Origin of the sequence: Paraburkholderia phymatum STM815, assembly GCF_000020045.1 — a bacterium.
GTDB classification, from domain to species: domain Bacteria; phylum Pseudomonadota; class Gammaproteobacteria; order Burkholderiales; family Burkholderiaceae; genus Paraburkholderia; species Paraburkholderia phymatum.
On record NC_010622.1, the window covers coordinates 616121 to 635063 of the forward strand.

Here is an 18943-nt window from a genome sequence, read left to right on the forward strand (position 1 = left end):
GTTTGCGTCGACGTGTCACATCGCGGGCCGTCTGCCCGTCTAGCGGATGACCCAGTCACAGGAGCGGCACGCATGGAACAGATGCACAGAGAGAAGCGGGCGGAATTCGAGGCGGTGCGCGCGAAGCTGTTCGCGCTCGTGTACCGGATGCTCGGCAGCCGCGCGGAAGCGGAAGATGTCGTGCAGGACGCCTGGCTCAAATGGCATGTCGCCGACGCGAGCAAACTGCGCTCGTCGGGCGCGTGGCTCACGACGATCACGACGCGGCTCGCGATCGACCGGCTGCGTCATCTGCAGATCGAGCGCGCGACGCGCTCGGGCGGCTGGATGCCCGACCCGTGGATCGAAGGCCTCGCGCCTTCGGCGGAAGACCTGGCGTTGCGGGCCGTGCAGATGTCGTACGGCGTGATGCTGCTGCTCGAACGCCTGAAGCCGGAAGAGCGCGCCGCGTTCGTGCTGCACGAGGCGTTCGAATGCGACTACGCGGAAATCGCGAAGATCCTCGCGAAGACACCCGCCAACTGCCGGCAGATGGTGCATCGCGCGAAAGAACGCCTGCAGCGCCAAGGCGTGCCGGCGAAGCGGGCCGATCCCGCGGCGCACGCGCGCATCGTCGAGCGTTTGCGGGCGGCAATGGAGGCGCAGGATCGCGTGGGCCTCGTGCGCCTTTTCTGCGACGTGCCGAGCGTAATCAGCGATGCACCCGAAACCGTCGACGCCGTCGCGACGGCGGATCAGATAGCGACCACGCTGTCGATGCGCGGCCCGGGCGATCAGATGGAGACGGTGTCGATGAACGGCATGAGTGCCGTCGCGTGGATGCGCAATGGCGAGGTCGACGCGTTGCTGGACATTTCGATCGGCGAGGACGAGCGGATTGTCGCGCTGCGCATCGTGACGGGCGCGCTGCGGCTTGCGCCGGCAACGCGGGTGTTCGGACGCGCGGCGATCATGCGGCTGCTGCAGCCCGTCAGCAGCCAGGCGGCGTCAGTTACGATGCGCGGCCACTTCCCAGTTGATATCGACGCATAGCACCTGCATGCCGCGCGCCGTTTCAGCCGCAATCGATGCCGTCACGCACAGGTGCGCTTCGTTGATCGACAGATAGGGCGGCGTCAGATGCACCTGGCCGGGTGCGCGCACGGCCTCGATGAAATACGGGCGACGCTCCCAGCTGGCGCCTTCCGAATGAAGCAGTGGACGGAAGCGCTTCGCGCGCTGCGACGCGCGGCCCGACGGCAGCACGTTGTCGCCAATCTGCCGGCCGGAGCCGTCGAGCAGGAAGCAGCGCGCGGTTTCGCGCAACGCGAGCAGCGGCGCGGTGGCATCCGCCATGGTTTCGCCTTCGACAAGGTGCGCGCTCGCCGTTTCGAGCGCCGTGACGAACGGCGCGAGCCGCTCGGACTGCGCGCGTTCGCGTGCGGCCACACGTTGCCGCAGCGCGGCCAACAGTTCGTCCATCAGCTTGACCGTCGCCTGACGCGCGACAGGCTCCACGCTCGGCGCGGCGAAGAAAGAGCCTTGCACGAAATCGACATTGCATTCGAGCGCGATCAGCGCGTCGCGCTCCGTCGAAAGGCCGCCCATCAGCACCAGTTGCCCCGATTCATGCAGCATCGACACGATGCCGGGCAGCACGCGCTCGATATGCGAATGCTCGCTGGCTTGCGCGAGGATGCAGCGGTCGAGCGTGACGATATCGGGCCGCAGATTCCACACGCGGTCGATGTTCGAATGCTTCGCGCCGAAGCCGTCGAGCGCGATCAGGAAGCCGGACTTGCGCAGCGAATCGATGATCTCGGCGAAGCGCGTCGTTTCTCCGCCTGCCTGCTCGGACACTTCGAGCACCACGCGCTGCGCGGGCAGGCCGAGCGCCTTGAGGCCTGCGAGCAGCGCGTCGCCGTAGCTCGTGTCCATCAATGCGGCGGGATGCAGGCTCAGAAAGAGCCATTCATCGTGGCTGTCGAACGCATTGAAGTTGCCCAGGTGCAGCGATTCGGCGAGCCGCCCGAGTTCGAGCAGATCGCCGCGCCTGGCGGCCTGCGTGAAGACTTCACCGGACGGCACCTGCTTGCAGTTTTCGTCGTGTGCGCGCAGCGATGCGTGATAGCCGATCGCGCGGCGGTGCGAAACCGAGAAAACCGGCTGAAACACGCTGAAAACCGTGTAGCCGCCATACCGGACGGTGCGGCGCGAGCCTTCATCGCCCGCTATGGGGCGTGGAGACTGGAAGCCGGGAGGATCGAGTTCGATCATGCTCATCGTGTCGGTTATCGGTTGAGTAGCGAAGCACGCCGCGCGTGGACGCGAAAGATCCGAGTTTACAGGATAGGCCAGCAAGAAACATGCGCATGACGAGACGCTTCTTGGGTTCATCGTCGCGACGGCTTCACTGCGCCGTGGTTTCCGTGCTGGACTGCAATTGTGCGCCGCGAGCGCCGATGCTGTCATGCGCGAGAGCAGCGAAGCGCACATCGATGGTGCGCCGCGCGCCCCATTAGCGTTCGATCGTCGCGCGTCGCGTGCGTGCGATCACGTGCGTTCCTGCGGATCGGCGCGTTTCGTGGGTTGCCGGATATCCGCCGAGAGTTGCGCGAAAATCCACGACGTCGCGGCCGTAATCAGACCGACGCACAGGAAGGTTGCATGAAAGGCGGGCAGCGAGTTGGCTGCCGTGACACGCGGCATGAGACCCGTGAAGGTGGTGAGCAACGCGCCGGCGACCGTGACGCCGAGGCTCATCGCAAGCATCTGCACCAGCGAAAACAGGCTGTTGCCGCTGCTCGCGCCGCCCGTGCCGAGATCCTTCAGCGTCAGCGTGTTCATTGCGGTGAACTGCATCGAGTTGACGCCGCCGAAGAACGCGAGTTGCACGAGACGCAGCCATAGCGGCTGATGCTCGCTCGTCAGCGAGAAGCTCGCCATCGCGAGCCCGACGAGCACCGTGTTCGACACGAGCACGCGCCGGTAGCCGTACTTCATGATGAGGCGCGTGACGAGACGTTTCGACGACATGCCGGCGGCAGCGACGGGCAGCATCATCAGGCCGGCTTCGAACGCGCTGTAGCCGAGGCTCACCTGCAAGAGCAGCGGAATCAGATACGGCATCGCGCCGCTGCCGATGCGCGCAAACAGGTTGCCGAGCAGTCCGACGCTGAACGTGTGGATCTTGAACAGATCGAGCGAAAAGATCGGGTTGGCCGCCCGCACGGCATGTAGTCCGTAGGCGACGAAACAGCCAAGCGAAAGAATCAGCAGCATCAGCACGGTCGCGTGCTGAATCGAAAATTCGGTGCGCCCGTCGAGCGCCATCGAGATCGACACCATGCCGACGATCAGCAGCACGTAGCCCTTGATGTCGAACGTCGCGGTGTCGGGATTGCGGCTGTCGGGCATGAAGACGAACGTCGCGATGACGCCCACGATGCCGACGGGCACGTTGATCAGGAAGATCCAGTGCCACGAGGCGATCTTGACGAGCCAGCCGCCGAGCGTCGGGCCGATCAGTGGTCCAATCAGCCCGGGAATTGCGACGAACGACAGCGCGGGCAGATAGCGCTCAGCGGGGAACACGCGCAGCACAGCAAGCCGGCCGACGGGCAGCAGCATCGCGCCGCCCACGCCCTGCAGCACACGATAGACCACGAGCTGTGTGAGCGTCTGCGCATTCGCACACAGCAGCGAGCCGATCGTGAAAACGAGGATCGCGGCCATGAACACGCGGCGTGTGCCGAGCTTGTCGGCGAGCCAGCCGGAGACGGGGATCATCACGGCCATCGTCAGCGAATACGCGATCACAACCGATTGCATGCGCAACGGCAGCTCGCCCAGGCTGCGCGCCATCGCGGGCAAGGCGGTGTTGACGATGGTCGAATCGAGCGTCTGCATGAAGAAGCCCGTCGCGACGATCCACAGCATCACTGTCAGTGAGCGGGCCGTTGGCGTGGGTTTGCCGGTGCGGTCGCCGGCGGTGGCAGAGGCCGATTTGGTCGATTCAGACATGAAGGCAGGGCGGCTGGGCGGGAAGAGCCGACATTCTAGGGAAAAAGCGCGGCGGCCGTATGTCTTGGCCGCGGGTCGCGACGGGGAGCAGCAAGCGTTGCGCCCAGCGCTTCTGCTACGGCTTCAACGCCGCTGCCGCTTCAAAAAACATCCGCGCACGCGGCTCATTCGCGAACGCGGCGTTGATGCGAATCCACGGGCTCGGCTCTCCGTTCGGGCGGAAGTAGCTGCCGGGCGCCACCGTCACGCCGAGCGGCGCGCCGCATTCGACGAGCCGTCCCGCATCGTCGATATGCGGCACGCGCGCCCACACGAACTTGCCGCCCGACGGATTTTCGAACACCTGCCAGCCGCTCATTTCAAGCGTCTGCACGGTCGCGCCGAGCGCGTCGCGCATGCGCCGACGCAGTCTGTCCAGGTGCTTGCGGTACATTCCGCGTTCGAGCAGCGCGACGGTCACGGCTTCCGCGAAGCGCGATCCGCCGATACTCGTCAGCATCTTGATGTCCGCGAGATCCTTGATGGTCGCGTGATCCGCGATCACGTAGCCGATTCGCAGCGACGACGACAAGGTCTTCGACAGTCCGCCGATATAGATCACATGCTCGAGCTGGTCGAGCGTCGCGAGGCGATCGGTGGGATCGCTCTGGAAGTCGGCGTAGATGTCGTCTTCGATGATCTTGAAGTTGTGCTCGCGCGCCAACTGCAGCAGACGGAACGCGATGGGCGGCGCGATCGTCGTGCCCGTCGGATTGTGATACACGGAGTTGATGAAGAACACCTTCGGCCGATGCAACTGCAACTGCTTTTGCATGGCGTCCAGATCGGGGCCTGTGCGCGTGCGCGCAATGCCGATGAGATTCACGCCATGCAGTTTCAGCAGCCCGTTGAAGTTGTAGTAGCCCGGGTCCTCGACGAAGATCGTGTCGCCGGGTTTCAGCATGTAGCGCATGAGCAGATCCATCGCCTGGCTCGCGCCGATCGTGATGAGGATCTGCGAGGCCTCTGCTTCGATGCCGAGTTGCGCGACACGTGCCTGCAGATGCTCGCGCAGCGTTGCATTTCCGAGCGGCGTCGCGTAGTCGATCATGCTTGCGCCGTCGGTGCGCGACACGTGGCGGATCGCCTGCGCGAGGCTGTCCATGTCGCGCCACGCTTCGGGGATGAAGCCGCTGCCGAGCTTCAGCGATTCGCCGGGGTGATTGAACTGCTGCAGGATGTGAACCGATTCGCCCTCTGCGCGACGCGGGTCGGACGCGCCCTGGCCGCTCATCGACGCGCGTTGCCGCTCCGCTACGTAGAACCCCGAGCCGGGCCGCGAATCCAGATAGCCGAGCGACACGAGCCGGTCGTACGCCTCGATCACGGGGAAGCGGCTGATGTCGTTATCGGCGGCGAACTGGCGGATCGACGGCAGCTTCGCACCGGGATGCGCGGTGCGGGAGCGAATCCATTCCTGCACGCCGCTTACGATCTGCTCCGTCAGCGGCACGCCGTTTTCGCGGTTCAGGTCGATGTCTAACTTCACTCGGAACTCCTTCAGGCGCTTCGCAGGCCGTCGTCACGGTCTGTCACGGTCGACGCACCCGCAACTGTCAGGTTTTCTAGCTGCACAGTTCTTCTGAAACTGTTCAGTACTGTGCATGTGACAGTCATCATCGCACGCCAATAATGGATGCAAGCGAAAAAGCACCTCAAGGAGCAAAACGATGCGCGAAATCCGTACTTTCGAACTCGAACACCGCGAGCCAGCCAGCGCCTGGCGGGTCGCGCAGCCGCTTGCCGTGAACGTGCTGGCGGGCGAACTGTGGCTCACGGTCGAAGGAGACGCCGAAGATTACTGGCTGGCGGCCGGCGAGACGTTCGAACTGAAGCGCGGCGCCGTCGCGTGGCTGAGTGCGGGACGCGAGGGCGCGCGGCTGTCGCTCACGGTGGCGAGCGGAGCGGGCGATACGGTGCGCGTCGAGCGGCGTCGCACGCCGCGTTGGACGTGGATGCCGCGCTGGCTGCTCACGGCCTGACGCGCCGATTGCGAATCGGCACTCTTTCAGACCACTTCTCGGTTCACCTGGTAAGCGCCGATGTACCTCGCGCGAGGCCGGATCAGCCGGCCGTCGGCCGTCTGTTCCATCGCGTGCGCGATCCAGCCGGTGGCGCGGCCTGTCGCGAACAGCGTAAAGGCCGCACCGGCGGGCAGACCGAGCACGCGCTCGATGGCCGCGAGCGCGTAGTCGACGGTCGGCTCCGCGCCCGTCGTGTCGCGCACGGTGCGCGCGAGCCGTTGCACATCGGCGAGCGGCGAACGGCTGGACGCGCATTCGTCGAGCAGATCCAGCAGCAGCCGCGCGCGTGGATCACCGTCCGGATATAGCGGATGGCCGAAACCCGAAATCACGGGCGCCGTCGCGCCCTGCTCGTCGTGTGCGAGGCGCGTGGCCAGATACCGGTCGAGATCGGCGGCCCGCGCGGCTTCGTCGAACAGAGCGGCGACGCGCGCCGTTTCACCCCCATGCCGCGGCCCCGATAGCGCGGCGAGCCCGCCCGCCACGGCGCCGAACAGATGCGCGCCCGTCGACGTGATACAGCGCACGGTGAACGTCGACGCATTCAGTTCATGGTCGGCGCACGCGACGAGCGCCGCTCTCAACAGATTGATCTGCGCGCGGTTGCGCACGCCCCATGCGCTGGCGAGCTGTCTGTGCAGCGGATCGTTCGACGGCGCCGCCAAAATCATCGCGCCCGCCAACAACCGGATCAGCGCGCACGCGTTGTCGAGCTGCGCATCGCGGCCGAGCGCCCAGACGCGCGGCATCTGCGCCGCGGCGGCAGGCAGCAGTACGAGCGCGCGGTCGAGCGGCGCGCTGTCGCTCCACAGCTTGAGCCACGCCGACCATTGAGCAGCCGCGAGCGGCGCGGCGGGCGCGGCGACGACGCGCCGCGCGCTGCATTCCCACAGCAACGCTGCAACTTCTTCCAGCGTGGCCGTGCGCGCGAGTTCCATCGCGTCGCGGCCGCGATACAGCAGCTTGCCGTCCGCGATCAGCGTGATCGACGATTCGAGCACGGGCACGCCCCAATCCAGCACCTTCTGCGCGACCTTGCCGGCGCGCTTGCCGTCTTTCTTGCGACGCGCGAGGCGGCGCACTTCGTCCTCATCGTAGAGGCGGCGCTTGCTGTTCGCGTCCGGCGCGGAGCGCAGCATGCCTCGGCTGACATACGCATAGAGCGTCGTGACGCTGATGCCGAGCATCGCGGCGGCTTCGCTCGCGCACACGTAACGCACAGTAGACATATCGGCGAGAGAAAGCCAAACAAATGAATATATATTGATTATATAAATCAAGATTGATCGTGGCGAGACGCAAACCTAGACTGAGTCCTGCCTTCTTTCTCCTGGAAGCCTGCCTGCCATGACGCCCCAGCTCGCTCTCGATCATCTGTGGTCTGTCGCCGGTTGCGATGCGGCCTTGCTCGAACATGTATCGATGAAGGGTGACGATCCCGCGTTGCCTTCCGTGTTTCGTGTCGGGACGCTGGCGAGCGCGTCGATCGCGGCGATGGCGCTCGCCGCCGCCAATTGCTTCCGGCTTCGCACGGGCCTCATGCAACATGTCGATGTGAGCGTGCGGCGGGCGCTCATCGCGTTTCGCAGCGAACGGTATCTGCGCGTGAACGATGGTCTGCCGCAGGAATTACGTCATCCCGTGACGGGTTTCTACGCGACGCGCGACGGCCGCTGGATCCAGTTGCACACTAATTTTCCGCATCATCTGCAGGGCGTGCTGAAGGTGCTCGGCTGCGACGGCGAGCGCGACGCGGTGGTTGCAGCCATTCGCAACTGGGACGGCGCTCAGCTCGACCAGACGCTTGCCGAGGCAGGCCTGTGCGCGGCGCTGATCCGCTCGCCCCGCGAATGGGCGGCGCTCGATCAGGCGAAGGCGATCGCGAACCTGCCGCTGCTCGAGATCGAGCGCATCGGCGATGCGCCGCCCGAAGCCCCCGGACGCGGCGCGGCAACGCGTCCGCTAACGGGCACACGCGTGCTCGATTTGTCGCGCATCATCGCGGGTCCCGTGGCGGGGCGTGCGCTCGCGCAGCATGGCGCCGACGTGCTACTGATCAACGGTCCGCATTTGCCCAACATCGCGCCCCTCGTCATTGATAACGGCCGCGGCAAGCGCTCCGCGACGCTGGATTTGCGCGACGCTGCTGCGCGCGAGCAATTGCAGGCGCTTGCTGGCGAAGCGGATGTGTTTCTGGAGGCGTACCGCCCCGGCTCCCTTGCCGCGCGCGGTTTCGATCCCGGGACACTTGCGCGCGCGAGGCCCGGGATCGTCTGCGTATCGATTTCGGCGTACGGCCGTGCGGGGCCTTGGGCGACGCGGCGGGGCTTCGACAGCCTCGTGCAGTCCGCAAGCGGGATCGCGTTCGAGGAGAGCCGTGCGGCGGCTGTCGATGGGCCGAAGCATCTGCCGTGTCAGGCGCTCGATCACGCGACGGGCTATCTCGCCGCGTTCGGTGCGATGGTCGCGCTCGCGCGGCGTGCGCACGAGGGCGGCAGCTGGCATGTGCGGCTGTCGCTGGCGCAGACGGGCCGCTGGCTGCAATCGATGGGACAGATCAAGGACGGCTGGCGCACGCCGGACGTCACCTTCGATGAAGTGCAGGACGGTCTGCAAGAAGTGGATTCGCCATTCGGCAGGGTGCATGCGGCGGCGCCCGCCGAACGGATGTCGCAGACGCCCGCGTTCTATGCGCGGCCGCCTGTGCCGATCGGCACCGACACGGCGCGCTGGGAAGCATGAAGACGCGAATGCGGCGAGCCGGCGTGCTTACTTGCGCAGCTCCGCAACGAAGTCGTAGTAGTCGTTGCGGCAGTAGGTATCGGTGAGTTCGATCGCACGCTGATCGGCCGTGTAGCCGACGCGCGTGATGAGCAGCAGCGCGTCGTTTGGCGCGATGCTCATCTGCTGCGCGATTTCGTCGCTCGCATTGACGGCGCGGAAGTGCTGCAACGCACGCACGATGGTGAGCCCGCGCTGTTCGAGATACGAGTAAAGCGAATCGCCGATCGCCTGCGGATCGGGAATCACGGAAGCGGGGAAGGTCGAGTTCTCGACGGCCATCACGATGCCGTCGGCGAGGCGCAGACGGCGCAGGCGCGTGACGGCGGCAGCGGGCGACAGTCCCAGCTGGATCACTTCATCGCGATTGGCGGGCACGATCTCGCGCGACAGCCATTGCGAACTCGGCGTGAAGCCGCGCCGGCGCAGCATTTCGCTGAAGCTCGACAGACGCGATAGGGGATCTTCATAGCGCGGCGTGATGAAACTGCCTGCGCCTTGCGAACGGCGAATCAGCCCCTGCTCGACGAGCAGCGCGATCGCCTTGCGCGCGGTAATGCGCGACACGCCGAGCGCATCGGACAAGACGCGCTCGGACGGCAGCGCTTCGCCTGCGTTCCAGCGGTTCTCGTGGATGGCTGTGCCGAGCTTGCGGGCGAGCTGAAGATACAGCGGCGTATCGTTTTCCGGGTCCGGACGCAGATCGCGCCAACGGTCTTCCGAGACTGGGTTCATGTGACGGACGCAAGTTGGGCAAGCGGCAATTCTATGACATTGACGCGCGGCGTTATAGCCGGGTTTTGCCGGGACAAAGATGCGCATCGACGTCCGGCGCTACACTCGCTGGTTGAGCCGCTGCATCGATCGTTGCCACGCAGCGTATCTTCATGCCATCACTAGCGAGGACCGCAACCATGACGAACGACATCGCCAGCGTGACGCTGCCCGACGGCGAACGCATTCCGAAACTCGGGCAGGGCACGTGGGAGATGGGCGAAAATCCGTCGCGCCGCAAGGCTGAAATCGACGCGCTGCGCGGCGGCATCGAACTCGGCATGACGCTCATCGACACAGCCGAAATGTACGGCGAAGGCGCAACGGAATCGCTGCTCGGCGAAGCGTTGCATGGCCTGCGCGACGAGGTCTTTCTCGTCAGCAAGGTGTATCCGCACAACGCGAGCCGGCGCGGCGTGCAGCATGCATGCGAGCAGTCGTTGAGGCGTCTGAAGACCGATCGCATTGATCTGTATCTGCTGCACTGGCGCGGCTCGGTGCCGCTCGAAGAGACGGTCGCGGGCTTCGAGGCGTTGCGCCGCGACGGCAAGATCCGGCACTGGGGCGTGAGCAACTTCGACGTCGACGATATGGAAGAACTCGTCGGCGTGACGGACGGCGATGCGTGTGCGACGAACCAGATTCTTTATAACGTCGCGCGGCGCGGCCCGGAGTTCGACCTGCTACCGTGGCTCGCGGCCCGCAAGATGCCCGCGATGGCGTACAGCCCCGTCGATCACGCACGCCTGCCCAAGCGCTCGCCGCTCGACGATATCGCGGGCAGGCTTGGCGTATCGGCGGTTCAGGTCGCGCTTGCATGGGTGCTGCGGCAGCCCGATGTGCTGGCCATTCCGAAGTCAGGACGCATCGAGCACGTGCGAGACAACCGTCGCGCACTCGAACTGCCGCTTTCAGCCGACGACCTCGCCGCGATCGATGCACACTTTCGTGCGCCGCGCAGCAAGCGGCCGCTCGAGATGCTGTGAGCGGCGCATGTGCCCGATGCTCCGCGGGAGCCGATCAGCCGATGATTCGCACGCGTGATGCATGTGCACCGAGCCGAGCACGGCGACTTCGGCGGGCGTGTGTTTGAGCGAGTCGGCGCTGACCTGGCTCGCGTCCTGAACGAATTCGTCGACGAGCAGTATTGCGTATCGATTGAGCTGAGCTTCATCGCGCCTCTGCCGATGAAACGACGCGCCCGCGCCCGTCATTCCTTGTGCAATGCTTATTGCGTTGTCTTGTTTTCATGTGTCGGGCCGATCGGCAGCGGGTGCGCTCTTCTGTTTCTCGCACAGTCGCGGCGCGTGCCGTTATCCGTGGCACGTCGCGCGCTCCTGCCTCCCATTCCGCTGCCTGCGGCTTCTCGTTCTGCGTGCGTTCATCCGTCGAACGCGGGACCGACTGTCCTTTCTATGCGCCGTTGCGTCGTTGGTATACCGGCGCGAATTCGCGTTGCCCGAGGACTTGTCGATCCCGACGCAACCCCATGCGTGAGCGTCATTTAGCGATAAACATGCCATTGGCCGCAGACGCCCGTCGCATATGGCATTCAGATGGCACCTCGACTGCAGGCGCGGTGAAACGTGATGAAAACGTTTCGGACCTGAAACGCATGTGTCGAAATACGGTGTTTTCGTTTCAACGCGCGATGAACGTGGACATTCGCAGAAAGCGCAAATCAGGTGTGCCGCTGCAGCTTGCGCAATTCGTCGACGGGGATATGGCAGCGGATGCGATGGCCGTCGCCCGCCTCGGCGTAGGGCGGGTCCTGCTGTTCGCAGATCGCGCCGAGCTTGCGCGGACAGCGGGTCTGAAACACGCAGCCCGAGGGCGGCGAGGCGGGACTGGGCAGTTCGCCGGAGAGGTGGATGCGCTGCGTTCGCGCGCTGCCGGGCGTTTCGCCGTCGTGCAGGTCGAGTGTCGGCACCGACGACAGCAGCGCTTCCGTATAAGGATGATGCGGGCCGTCAAACACGGCCGCCGCGGGCCCGATCTCGAGCAGGCGGCCCACATACAGCACGGCGATGCGATCGGACAGGTAGCGCACGACGTTCAGGTCGTGCGAAATGAACACATAGCTCACGCCGCGATCGCGTTGCAGCTCGGCGAGCAGATTGAGGATCGCGGCCTGCACGGAGACGTCTAGCGCGGAGGTCGGTTCGTCGCACACGACAATGCGCGGATCGCCCGCGAATGCACGCGCAATCGCGACGCGCTGCTTCAGGCCCCCCGAGAGTTGCCGCGTACGCGAGGTCAGGTAGCGGTCGGGCAGTCGCACGGCTTGAGTCAGCGACGCCAGCCTTGCCTCGCGCGCGTCGCCGCGCAGCGCGGACAAGCGCGACAGCGCGCGCCCGATCAGCCGTCGCACGGAATGCGCGCGATTGAGCGCCGAGTCGGGGTTCTGGAACACGATCTGCAGCGACTTCACCTGATCGTCGTTGCGATGCGTGACGCGCGGCGGCAGCGGCGCGCCGTCGAGTTCCAGCACGCTGCCTGCGTCGGGCGACACGAGGCCGAGCAGCAGCTTCGCGAGCGTCGTCTTGCCGCTGCCCGATTCGCCGACGAGACCGAGCGTCTCGCCCTTCGCGACTTCGAGCGAGACATCGTCGACGGCGCGCAGCGCAGAGCCATTGACATGAAAAGTCTTCGACACGTTCTGCGCGCGCAGCACGGGCGACGCGTCGTACGCAATGCGCCCGTTTGCCGGCGGCGCGACAGGCGTCACGCGCGGCAACTCGACGGCACGTTCGTGATAGTGGCAACGCGACATCTGATCGCCGTGCTGCGCACTCACGCGGTACGGGGGCGGCGCTTCGCGCCGGCAGCGGTCGTCGGCGAGACGGCAGCGTTCCAGATACACGCAACCCTGCGTGACGGAACCCGGCTGCGGCAGGCTGCCCGCGATCGTGTCGAGCCGGTCGGTGTCCTTGCTCCGGCCTACCGTCGGCAGACAGCGCAGCAGGCCGACCGTGTACGGATGCCTGGGCCGGCCGAACACATCCTGCGTCGCGCCTTCTTCGACGAGCTTGCCTGCATACAGCACGCCGACGCGCTCGCACATCCTGCCGATCACCGCGAGGTTGTGGCTGATGAAGAGCACGGCCGTGTGGAACTCCTCGCGAAGTTGCGCAACGAGATCGAGCACTTCGGCTTCCACGGTCGCGTCGAGCCCGGTGGTCGGCTCGTCGAGAATCAGCAGCGCGGGTTTGGACGCGAGCGCCATCGCGATCACGACGCGCTGCTGCATCCCGCCCGACAGCTGATGCGGATAACTGTCCATCACGCGTTCGGGTTCGGCGATGCGCACCTTGCGCAGGATCTCGACCGTTTGTCGCAGCGCGGCTTCGTGCACGGCGCCCGCTGCCTCGAATGCTTCGGCGACCTGGCGCGCGACCGTTAGCGACGGATTGAGCGCGCGCGACGGATCCTGATACACCATCGATATGCTGTTCGCCCGCAGCGCTCGCAACGCGGCCGCATCGAGCGCATTCACGTCCTTGCCCGCGATCGAAACGCGGCCGGCCTTCACGCGGCCGTTGCGTGCCAGATAGCGCAGCGTCGCCATCGCGACCGTCGATTTGCCGCAGCCCGATTCGCCGACGAGACCATAGGATTCGCCGCGCCTGATGCGAAACGACACGTCCTGCAGCACGTCGCGCTCGCGTCCGCGCGTGCGATACGCAACCGTGAGTCCGACGATGGTGAGCGCGTCCGACTGCTCGCTCTTCGATACGTCGAAGGCGGGAAACGACGCGGGCGGCGGCGGAGGCGATGGGCCGTTCATACGTCGACGGCTCCTTGCACGGCATCCGCGATCAGGTTCACGCCGACCACCAGCGAGGCAATGGCGGCGGCATCGAACACGACCGTCCACCACGCGCCGCCCGCCATCAGCGTGTATGACTCGGAGAGCGCGAGCCCCCAGTCGGCGGAAGGCGGCTGGATGCCGAAGCCGAGAAAGGACAGTGTCGCGACGGCGAAGATCGCGTAGCCGAGCCGCACCGTCGCTTCGACGATGATGGGCGGCAGCACGTTCGGCAGGATCTCGGCGAACATGATGTAGAACGCGTTCTCGCCGCGCAATTGCGCAGCGGCCACATAGTCGAGATGCCGTTCGGCGAACACGGCGGCGCGCACCGTGCGCGCCGTGATCGGCGTGAACGTGATGCCGATCACGAGGATCACGGTGAAGTTCGAAGCGCCCACCGCGGCGAGGGCGAGCAGCGCGACGATCACGAGAGGCAGCGCGAGCACGGCATCGATCGCGCGTCCGACCACGTTGTCGACCCAGCCGTCGAAGTAGCCGACCACGAGGCCGAGCGCCGTGCCCGCGAGCGTGCCGAGCAGCGTCGCGAGCGGGGCGATCGTCAGAATGTCGCGCGCACCGACGATCACGCGCGAGAGTACGTCGCGGCCTAGTTGATCGGTGCCGAACCAGTGCCCGTGTGCTGGCGGCGTGAGCGAGTTCAACGGATCGGATGCATACGGATCGAGCGGCGCGACCCACACGCCGGCAATCGCGCACACGATCCACCACAGCACGATCAGCGCGCCGACGACGAATGTGGGCGAGCGCATCAAGGCGCGCAGCACGTCATGGCGGCTATCGCGCGCGCGCGGCGTCGACGGGGCGGCTGGCGTCTGCGGTGTTGGCGGCGTCGAAGAGGTGCTCGCGCTCATTCGGCGCTCCTCACGCGCAGACGCGGATTGAGCAGCACGTACAGGCCATCGGCGATGAGATTGGCGACCGTGTAAACGACGCCGATGGTGAGTACGCCTGCTTCGAGCATCGGAAAGTCCTTCGCCTTCGCAGCGTTGTAGATCAGCGAGCCGATGCCTTGATAGTGGAACAGCGTCTCAACGACGACCAACCCGCCGATCATGTAGCCGAGCTGCGTCGCGGCGACGGTGATGGTCGGCAGCAGCGCATTGCGCAGCACATGCCGGAAGATCACGATATGCGGCGGCAGCCCCTTGAGGATGGCAGTGCGCGTGTAGTCGGCGTCGAGTGCTTCGACGGTGCCCGCGCGCGCCATCCGTGCGATATAGCCGAAGAACACGAATACGAGCGGCAGCACGGGCAGAACCAGATGCTTCAGTTGCGTGAGGATGCCTGAGCCGGGCGGATACGAAGCATCGATAGGCAGCCATTGCAGCCACACGCCAAACACGAGTATCAGCACGATCGACGACACGAACTCGGGAACGACGGTCGCCGACAAGCCGGCGATGCTGATCGTGCGATCGAGCCAGCGTCCCGCGTGCATTGCGGCCCACACCCCGCCGGCGATGCCGAGCGGGACGACCACCGCGAACGCGAGCAGGCCGAGCTTTGCGGAGTTCGCCAGCGCGTTGCCGACGAACTGCGCGACGGGTTCGCGGAACACGAACGACACGCCCATGTCGCCCTGCACGAAATGGATGATCCACTGCGTGTACTGCGCGAGGAGCGGCCGGTCCGCGCCCAGTTGGTGATTGAGCGCGGCGACGGCGCGCGCATCGGCGAGCGGGCCGAGAATCGCGCGGCCGATGTCGCCCGGCAGCAACTGGCCGCCCGCGAACACGATCACCGACAGCAGCCACAGCGTGATCAGCGACAGGCCGACGCGTGTCGCCACGAAGCGCGCGATGCGCGCTGCACTGCTGCCTGAGCCGCGAGCCACGGATGAGGAAACCGTCGTCGACATCGCTACCCCTTGCTCGCCGCGTCGCGCGATCAGCCCGCGAGCGTCGCGCGATCGAAATACAGCTGCGCGATCGCCGTGAAGCGCACGCCGTTCAACTGCTTGCGCGCGGCGATCAGCTGATCGTAGAAGAACGGGAAGATCACGGGCGTTTCGTCGAGCAGCAGCGTCTGGATCTGCGCGGAGACTTTCTTCTGCCCGGCGATATCGAGCGCCGCGACGTAGTCTGCAACCAGCTTGTCGTACTGCGGGTTCTTGAAGTGTGCCGCGTTCCACGTGCCGCCGCTCGTCAACGGCGCGCTCAGGAACACATTGGGCACGCCACGGCTGCCGTAGTCGGTGATGCCGAGCGGCGAATCGAGCCAGTCCGATTTGCCCGGCGTGCCCGAGCCGTAGTATTGCGACTGGCTTTCGACCTTCAGGTTGATGCGGATGCCAACCGCCTTCGCATAGTTCTGCACGACGACGGCGAGGTCGGGAATCTCCATGTATTTTTCGGTCGTGAGCGTCGCGTCGAAGCCGTTCGGCACGCCCGCCTGCGCGAGCAGCTGCTTCGCCTTCGCGACATCGATCTTGCGCTGCGCCACGCCTGCATCGGACGACGGAAACGCGGGCGCGAACGGGCTGTCGTTGCCGACCTGAGCACGGCCCTTGAAGAGACCCTTGACGATGACCTCGCGATCGAGCGACAGCGCAAGCGCCTGGCGCACGCGCTTGTCCTTGAATTGCGGGCTGTCGACGCGCATGTGTATCTGCCGATGCGCGCTCGACTTCACGCCGATCACCTTGAATTCCGGGTTGTTCATCAAACCTTGACCGCCCTGTACGGTGAAGGTGCCCATCACGTCGGCCTGATGGCCTTGCAGCGCGAGAATCTGCGCCTGCTGGTCCGCATAGAAGGTGAACTGCACGCGCTGCGGCAAGGCCTTGTCGCCCCAGTAGTCGGGATTGCGCACGAACGACGCGCCCACTTTCGCCTGATACTTCTCGAGCTTGAACGGACCCGTGCCGATGAAGGTCTTCTCGTAGTTGCCCGCGTAATTCGCGGGCAGGATGACCGCGTTGTAGTTGTCCGACGAGACGTAGTACGGGAAGTTGCCGTTGGGCGCGTCGAGATGGAACGCGACAGTGTGATCGTCGACGACTTTCGTGTTGCCCTTCGACAGCACCCCCTTCAAGGTCGACAGGGCAGCGGAGCCGGCGGCGGGATCGGCGAGCCGGTCGAAAGTCGCCGCGACGTCCTTCGCGGTGAAGGTCTGACCGTCGTGGAATTTCACGTTCTCGCGCAGCTTGAACGTCCACACGTCGCCCTTGTCGTTCGGCTTCCACGACAGCGCGAGCGCGGGCTTGAGCGTCTGCTTTTCGCCGTCGTCGTCAATCAGGAATTCGCCCGTCTGATTGAGCAGGCAGAGACTGGCGGCATCGGTGACCGTCATCGGATCGACGGCGCCTGCGGGCGTCAGATGCGCGACGCGGATCGTCGCGTTGGCGCCCGCCGCGCCCTGGGCGCGCGCGCTGCGCGGCGCGAGCAGGCTGCCGCCCGCGAGCGACATCCCGATCACGCTGGCGTAGCGCAGCAGTTCGCGCCGCGTGAGACGGCCAGCGAGGAACTCGTCGATGGCGTGGTTACCGTGAGCGTCGGCGCCGACGCGCGCCGCCTCCAGGTCAACTGATCCTGCCAGGCGAGGCGCAAAACGCGGGTCCGCGGAATTCTTCATCGATGGTGGGTCCGATCCGTTCTGTTGGGACGCCGTGCGCAATGGCGCGGGCGCTGCGGTGGTACTGCGATCGCGATGCGGGTTCAGTGTAAGCGATTGCCTCCTTATTGGGAGCATTCGCTACGGCGCACGGTTCCCTTCAGACGAATCCAAGACGAGAGTTGTGTCGTACGCACAACGGCGCGGCGCGGGCTAGTCCGCCTGGCGCGTGCTGCGGCGCCTTTTACGGCGCTCGGGCATCGGTGCGTTGTCAGTGCGTCAGCGGGTGGCCGCTGCGGGCCTGCGCCAGCGATGAAGCAGGATCGAGCCGAACCAGCACAGCATGCACACGCTGACGATGCCGTAGCCCAGCATCCCGAAGCGCTCGTTGACGGCCGCTACGGCGTCCCATGCGCTGCCGCTGAGCCGCAGCTTGTCCGCCAGCAAATCGAGTGCCTCGATGCCGCCGATCGCGATCGCGACGACAGCCGACACGAACGTGATGCTGGCGTTGTAATAGAGCTTGCGTTTGGGGTCGTCCATTGCCCAGCTGTAGGCGTGGACCATCAGTACGTTATCGGTGGAATCGACGAGAGTCATGCCTGCCGTGAAGAGCGCGGGAAACACGAGGATCGAATAGAGAGGCAGACCCTTGCCTGCTTCGGCGGCGGCGATGGCGAGCAGGCCGACTTCCGTTGCGGTGTCGAAGCCGAGGCCGAACAATACGCCGACGGGATACATATGCCAGCTATTGGTCACGAGCTTGAAGAGCGGCTTGAGCGCTCGCGATAGCAGGCCGCCGGGCGCGCTGCGCGCGGCGTCGTCGTGCGTCAGTTGTCCGCCTTGTTGCACGTGCCGGTAGCGCCGCCATACGTCGCGCAGGATAACGAGGTTCACGCCTGCGAGCACGAGCAGAAAGACGGACGACACGATCGTGCCGATGGTTCCGCCGACGGCATGAAATGCCTCGAAGCGTCCATGCAGTGAGAGCGCCGTCAACGCGATGCCGACGGTGGCGGCGAGCACGATGGTCGAGTGTCCGAGCGAGAACGCGAGTCCGACACCGAGCGGGCGTTTGCCTTCCTGCATCAGCTTGCGCGTGACGGCGTCGATTGCGGCGATGTGATCGGCGTCAACGGCATGACGCAGACCGAATCCGTATGCGAGCAGTGCGGTGCCGAGCAGCAGCGGATAGTGGCGCAACGCAATCAGCGCCCACGCCCAGGCGGCGAGATTGGCGGCGATCAGTCCGGCGTACAGTGCGACGAGGCGAGAGCGCAGGGAGAGACTCGGCGTCATGTGGGCGTGGTGAGGGACGGTGAAGGCGTCAGTGGTCGTGCGGATGTCTATGTATGGGATCGACCCAGTAGACGGTCTCGGGTTGTTCGACGGCATCGATGTTGAGATTCACGACGACGGCTTCGTTGTCGCTGCGCACGAGCACGCATTCGAGCGGATCGTCGGTGCTCGCGTTGATTTCCTGATGCGGCACATAGGGCGGCACGAAGATGAAGTCACCGGGGCCGGCTTCGGCCGTGAATTCCAGATGCTCGCCCCAGCGCATGCGCGCATGTCCGCGCACGACGTAGATCACGCTTTCCAGCGCGCCGTGGTGGTGCGCGCCCGTCTTCGCGTTGGGGTGAATCGTTACTGTTCCCGCCCAGATCTTTTGTGCACCGACGCGGGCGGCGTTGATGGCTGCGGCGCGGTTCATGCCTGGTGTCTGTGGCGTATTGGTGTCGAGCTGATTGCCCTTGATGACTTTCACGCCGTTGATGCGCCAGTCGATGGGCTGCTCGTTGTCTTGTGACATGGGGTGCCTCCTCGCCATTTGCTTTGCCATTCTGGCATGGTCAAAAATTCGGAGCTTAGTGCTGGCATCCGCGTTGTGGTTTCGGTTTGCTGGCATTGCCCCGCCCAGGGGCGACGCATGAAGCAT

Annotated in this window: 15 protein-coding genes; 4 read left to right on the plus strand and 11 right to left on the minus strand. The window is 65.4% G+C overall.

Going from position 1 to position 18943, the window contains the following annotated elements; genetic code table 11:
• Nucleotides 1-72 precede the first annotated feature (72 nt).
• Entirely contained in the window at nucleotides 73-1032 is a 960-nt protein-coding gene (locus tag BPHY_RS02740; RefSeq protein ID WP_012399961.1) for a sigma-70 family RNA polymerase sigma factor, read from the plus strand.
• Here BPHY_RS02740 and BPHY_RS02745 read toward each other — a convergent pair.
• From BPHY_RS02745 to BPHY_RS02755, 3 genes are all read right to left on the minus strand, one after another.
• Nucleotides 988-2262 (minus strand): EAL domain-containing protein, encoded by a 1275-nt coding sequence (locus BPHY_RS02745; RefSeq protein ID WP_012399962.1) that lies wholly within the window; start codon nucleotides 2260-2262, stop codon nucleotides 988-990. The two genes, BPHY_RS02740 and BPHY_RS02745, sit on opposite strands and share 45 nt — an antisense overlap.
• A 270-nt stretch (nucleotides 2263-2532) precedes the next feature.
• The gene (mdtD, locus tag BPHY_RS02750; RefSeq protein ID WP_012399963.1) at nucleotides 2533-4002 is read right to left on the minus strand and encodes a multidrug transporter subunit MdtD; all 1470 of its coding nucleotides are present in this window, start codon (nucleotides 4000-4002) and stop codon (nucleotides 2533-2535) included.
• 115 nt (nucleotides 4003-4117) lie between these two features.
• Nucleotides 4118-5530: an aminotransferase-like domain-containing protein gene (locus BPHY_RS02755; protein ID WP_012399964.1), complete on the minus strand. Its 1413-nt coding sequence runs from the start codon at nucleotides 5528-5530 to the stop codon at nucleotides 4118-4120.
• Between the two features lie 181 nt (nucleotides 5531-5711).
• Here BPHY_RS02755 and BPHY_RS02760 point away from each other — a divergent pair, with 181 nt between their 5' ends.
• On the plus strand, nucleotides 5712-6023 hold the full coding sequence (locus tag BPHY_RS02760; protein ID WP_012399965.1) for a DUF2917 domain-containing protein: 312 nt from the start codon (nucleotides 5712-5714) through the stop codon (nucleotides 6021-6023).
• Between the two features lie 26 nt (nucleotides 6024-6049).
• Here the strand turns inward: BPHY_RS02760 and BPHY_RS02765 are convergent, their stop codons facing one another.
• On the minus strand, nucleotides 6050-7294 hold the full coding sequence (locus tag BPHY_RS02765) for a citrate/2-methylcitrate synthase (RefSeq protein WP_012399966.1): 1245 nt from the start codon (nucleotides 7292-7294) through the stop codon (nucleotides 6050-6052).
• Between the two features lie 118 nt (nucleotides 7295-7412).
• On the opposite strand from BPHY_RS02765, the gene BPHY_RS02770 reads away from it, so the two are divergent.
• Nucleotides 7413-8807, plus strand: coding sequence for a CoA transferase (locus BPHY_RS02770; protein ID WP_012399967.1), 1395 nt, complete (start codon nucleotides 7413-7415; stop codon nucleotides 8805-8807).
• Between the two features lie 27 nt (nucleotides 8808-8834).
• On the opposite strand, the gene BPHY_RS02775 is transcribed toward BPHY_RS02770, so the two are convergent.
• Complete coding sequence (locus tag BPHY_RS02775) at nucleotides 8835-9581, minus strand: GntR family transcriptional regulator (RefSeq protein ID WP_012399968.1); 747 nt, start codon at nucleotides 9579-9581, stop codon at nucleotides 8835-8837.
• Nucleotides 9582-9760: 179 nt separating this feature from the next.
• Between BPHY_RS02775 and BPHY_RS02780 the strand changes: the two genes are divergently transcribed.
• Entirely contained in the window at nucleotides 9761-10606 is an 846-nt protein-coding gene (locus BPHY_RS02780; RefSeq protein ID WP_012399969.1) for an aldo/keto reductase, read from the plus strand.
• A 695-nt stretch (nucleotides 10607-11301) separates the two neighbouring features.
• On the opposite strand, the gene BPHY_RS02785 is transcribed toward BPHY_RS02780, so the two are convergent.
• The 6 genes from BPHY_RS02785 to BPHY_RS02810 form a co-directional block, all read right to left on the minus strand.
• Entirely contained in the window at nucleotides 11302-13407 is a 2106-nt protein-coding gene (locus BPHY_RS02785; RefSeq protein WP_012399971.1) for an ABC transporter ATP-binding protein, read from the minus strand.
• Complete coding sequence (locus BPHY_RS02790; RefSeq protein WP_012399972.1) at nucleotides 13404-14303, minus strand: ABC transporter permease; 900 nt, start codon at nucleotides 14301-14303, stop codon at nucleotides 13404-13406. The genes BPHY_RS02785 and BPHY_RS02790 overlap by 4 nt, the downstream gene beginning before the upstream one ends.
• On the minus strand, nucleotides 14300-15310 hold the full coding sequence (locus BPHY_RS02795) for an ABC transporter permease (protein ID WP_012399973.1): 1011 nt from the start codon (nucleotides 15308-15310) through the stop codon (nucleotides 14300-14302). Before BPHY_RS02795 ends, BPHY_RS02790 begins: the two co-directional genes overlap by 4 nt.
• A gap of 29 nt (nucleotides 15311-15339) precedes the next feature.
• Nucleotides 15340-17025: an ABC transporter substrate-binding protein gene (locus BPHY_RS02800; protein ID WP_012399974.1), complete on the minus strand. Its 1686-nt coding sequence runs from the start codon at nucleotides 17023-17025 to the stop codon at nucleotides 15340-15342.
• A 258-nt stretch (nucleotides 17026-17283) separates the two neighbouring features.
• On the minus strand, nucleotides 17284-18303 hold the full coding sequence (locus BPHY_RS02805; protein ID WP_012399975.1) for a HoxN/HupN/NixA family nickel/cobalt transporter: 1020 nt from the start codon (nucleotides 18301-18303) through the stop codon (nucleotides 17284-17286).
• A 28-nt stretch (nucleotides 18304-18331) separates the two neighbouring features.
• Nucleotides 18332-18817: a cupin domain-containing protein gene (locus BPHY_RS02810; RefSeq protein WP_012399976.1), complete on the minus strand. Its 486-nt coding sequence runs from the start codon at nucleotides 18815-18817 to the stop codon at nucleotides 18332-18334.
• Between the last annotated feature and the right edge of the window lie 126 nt (nucleotides 18818-18943).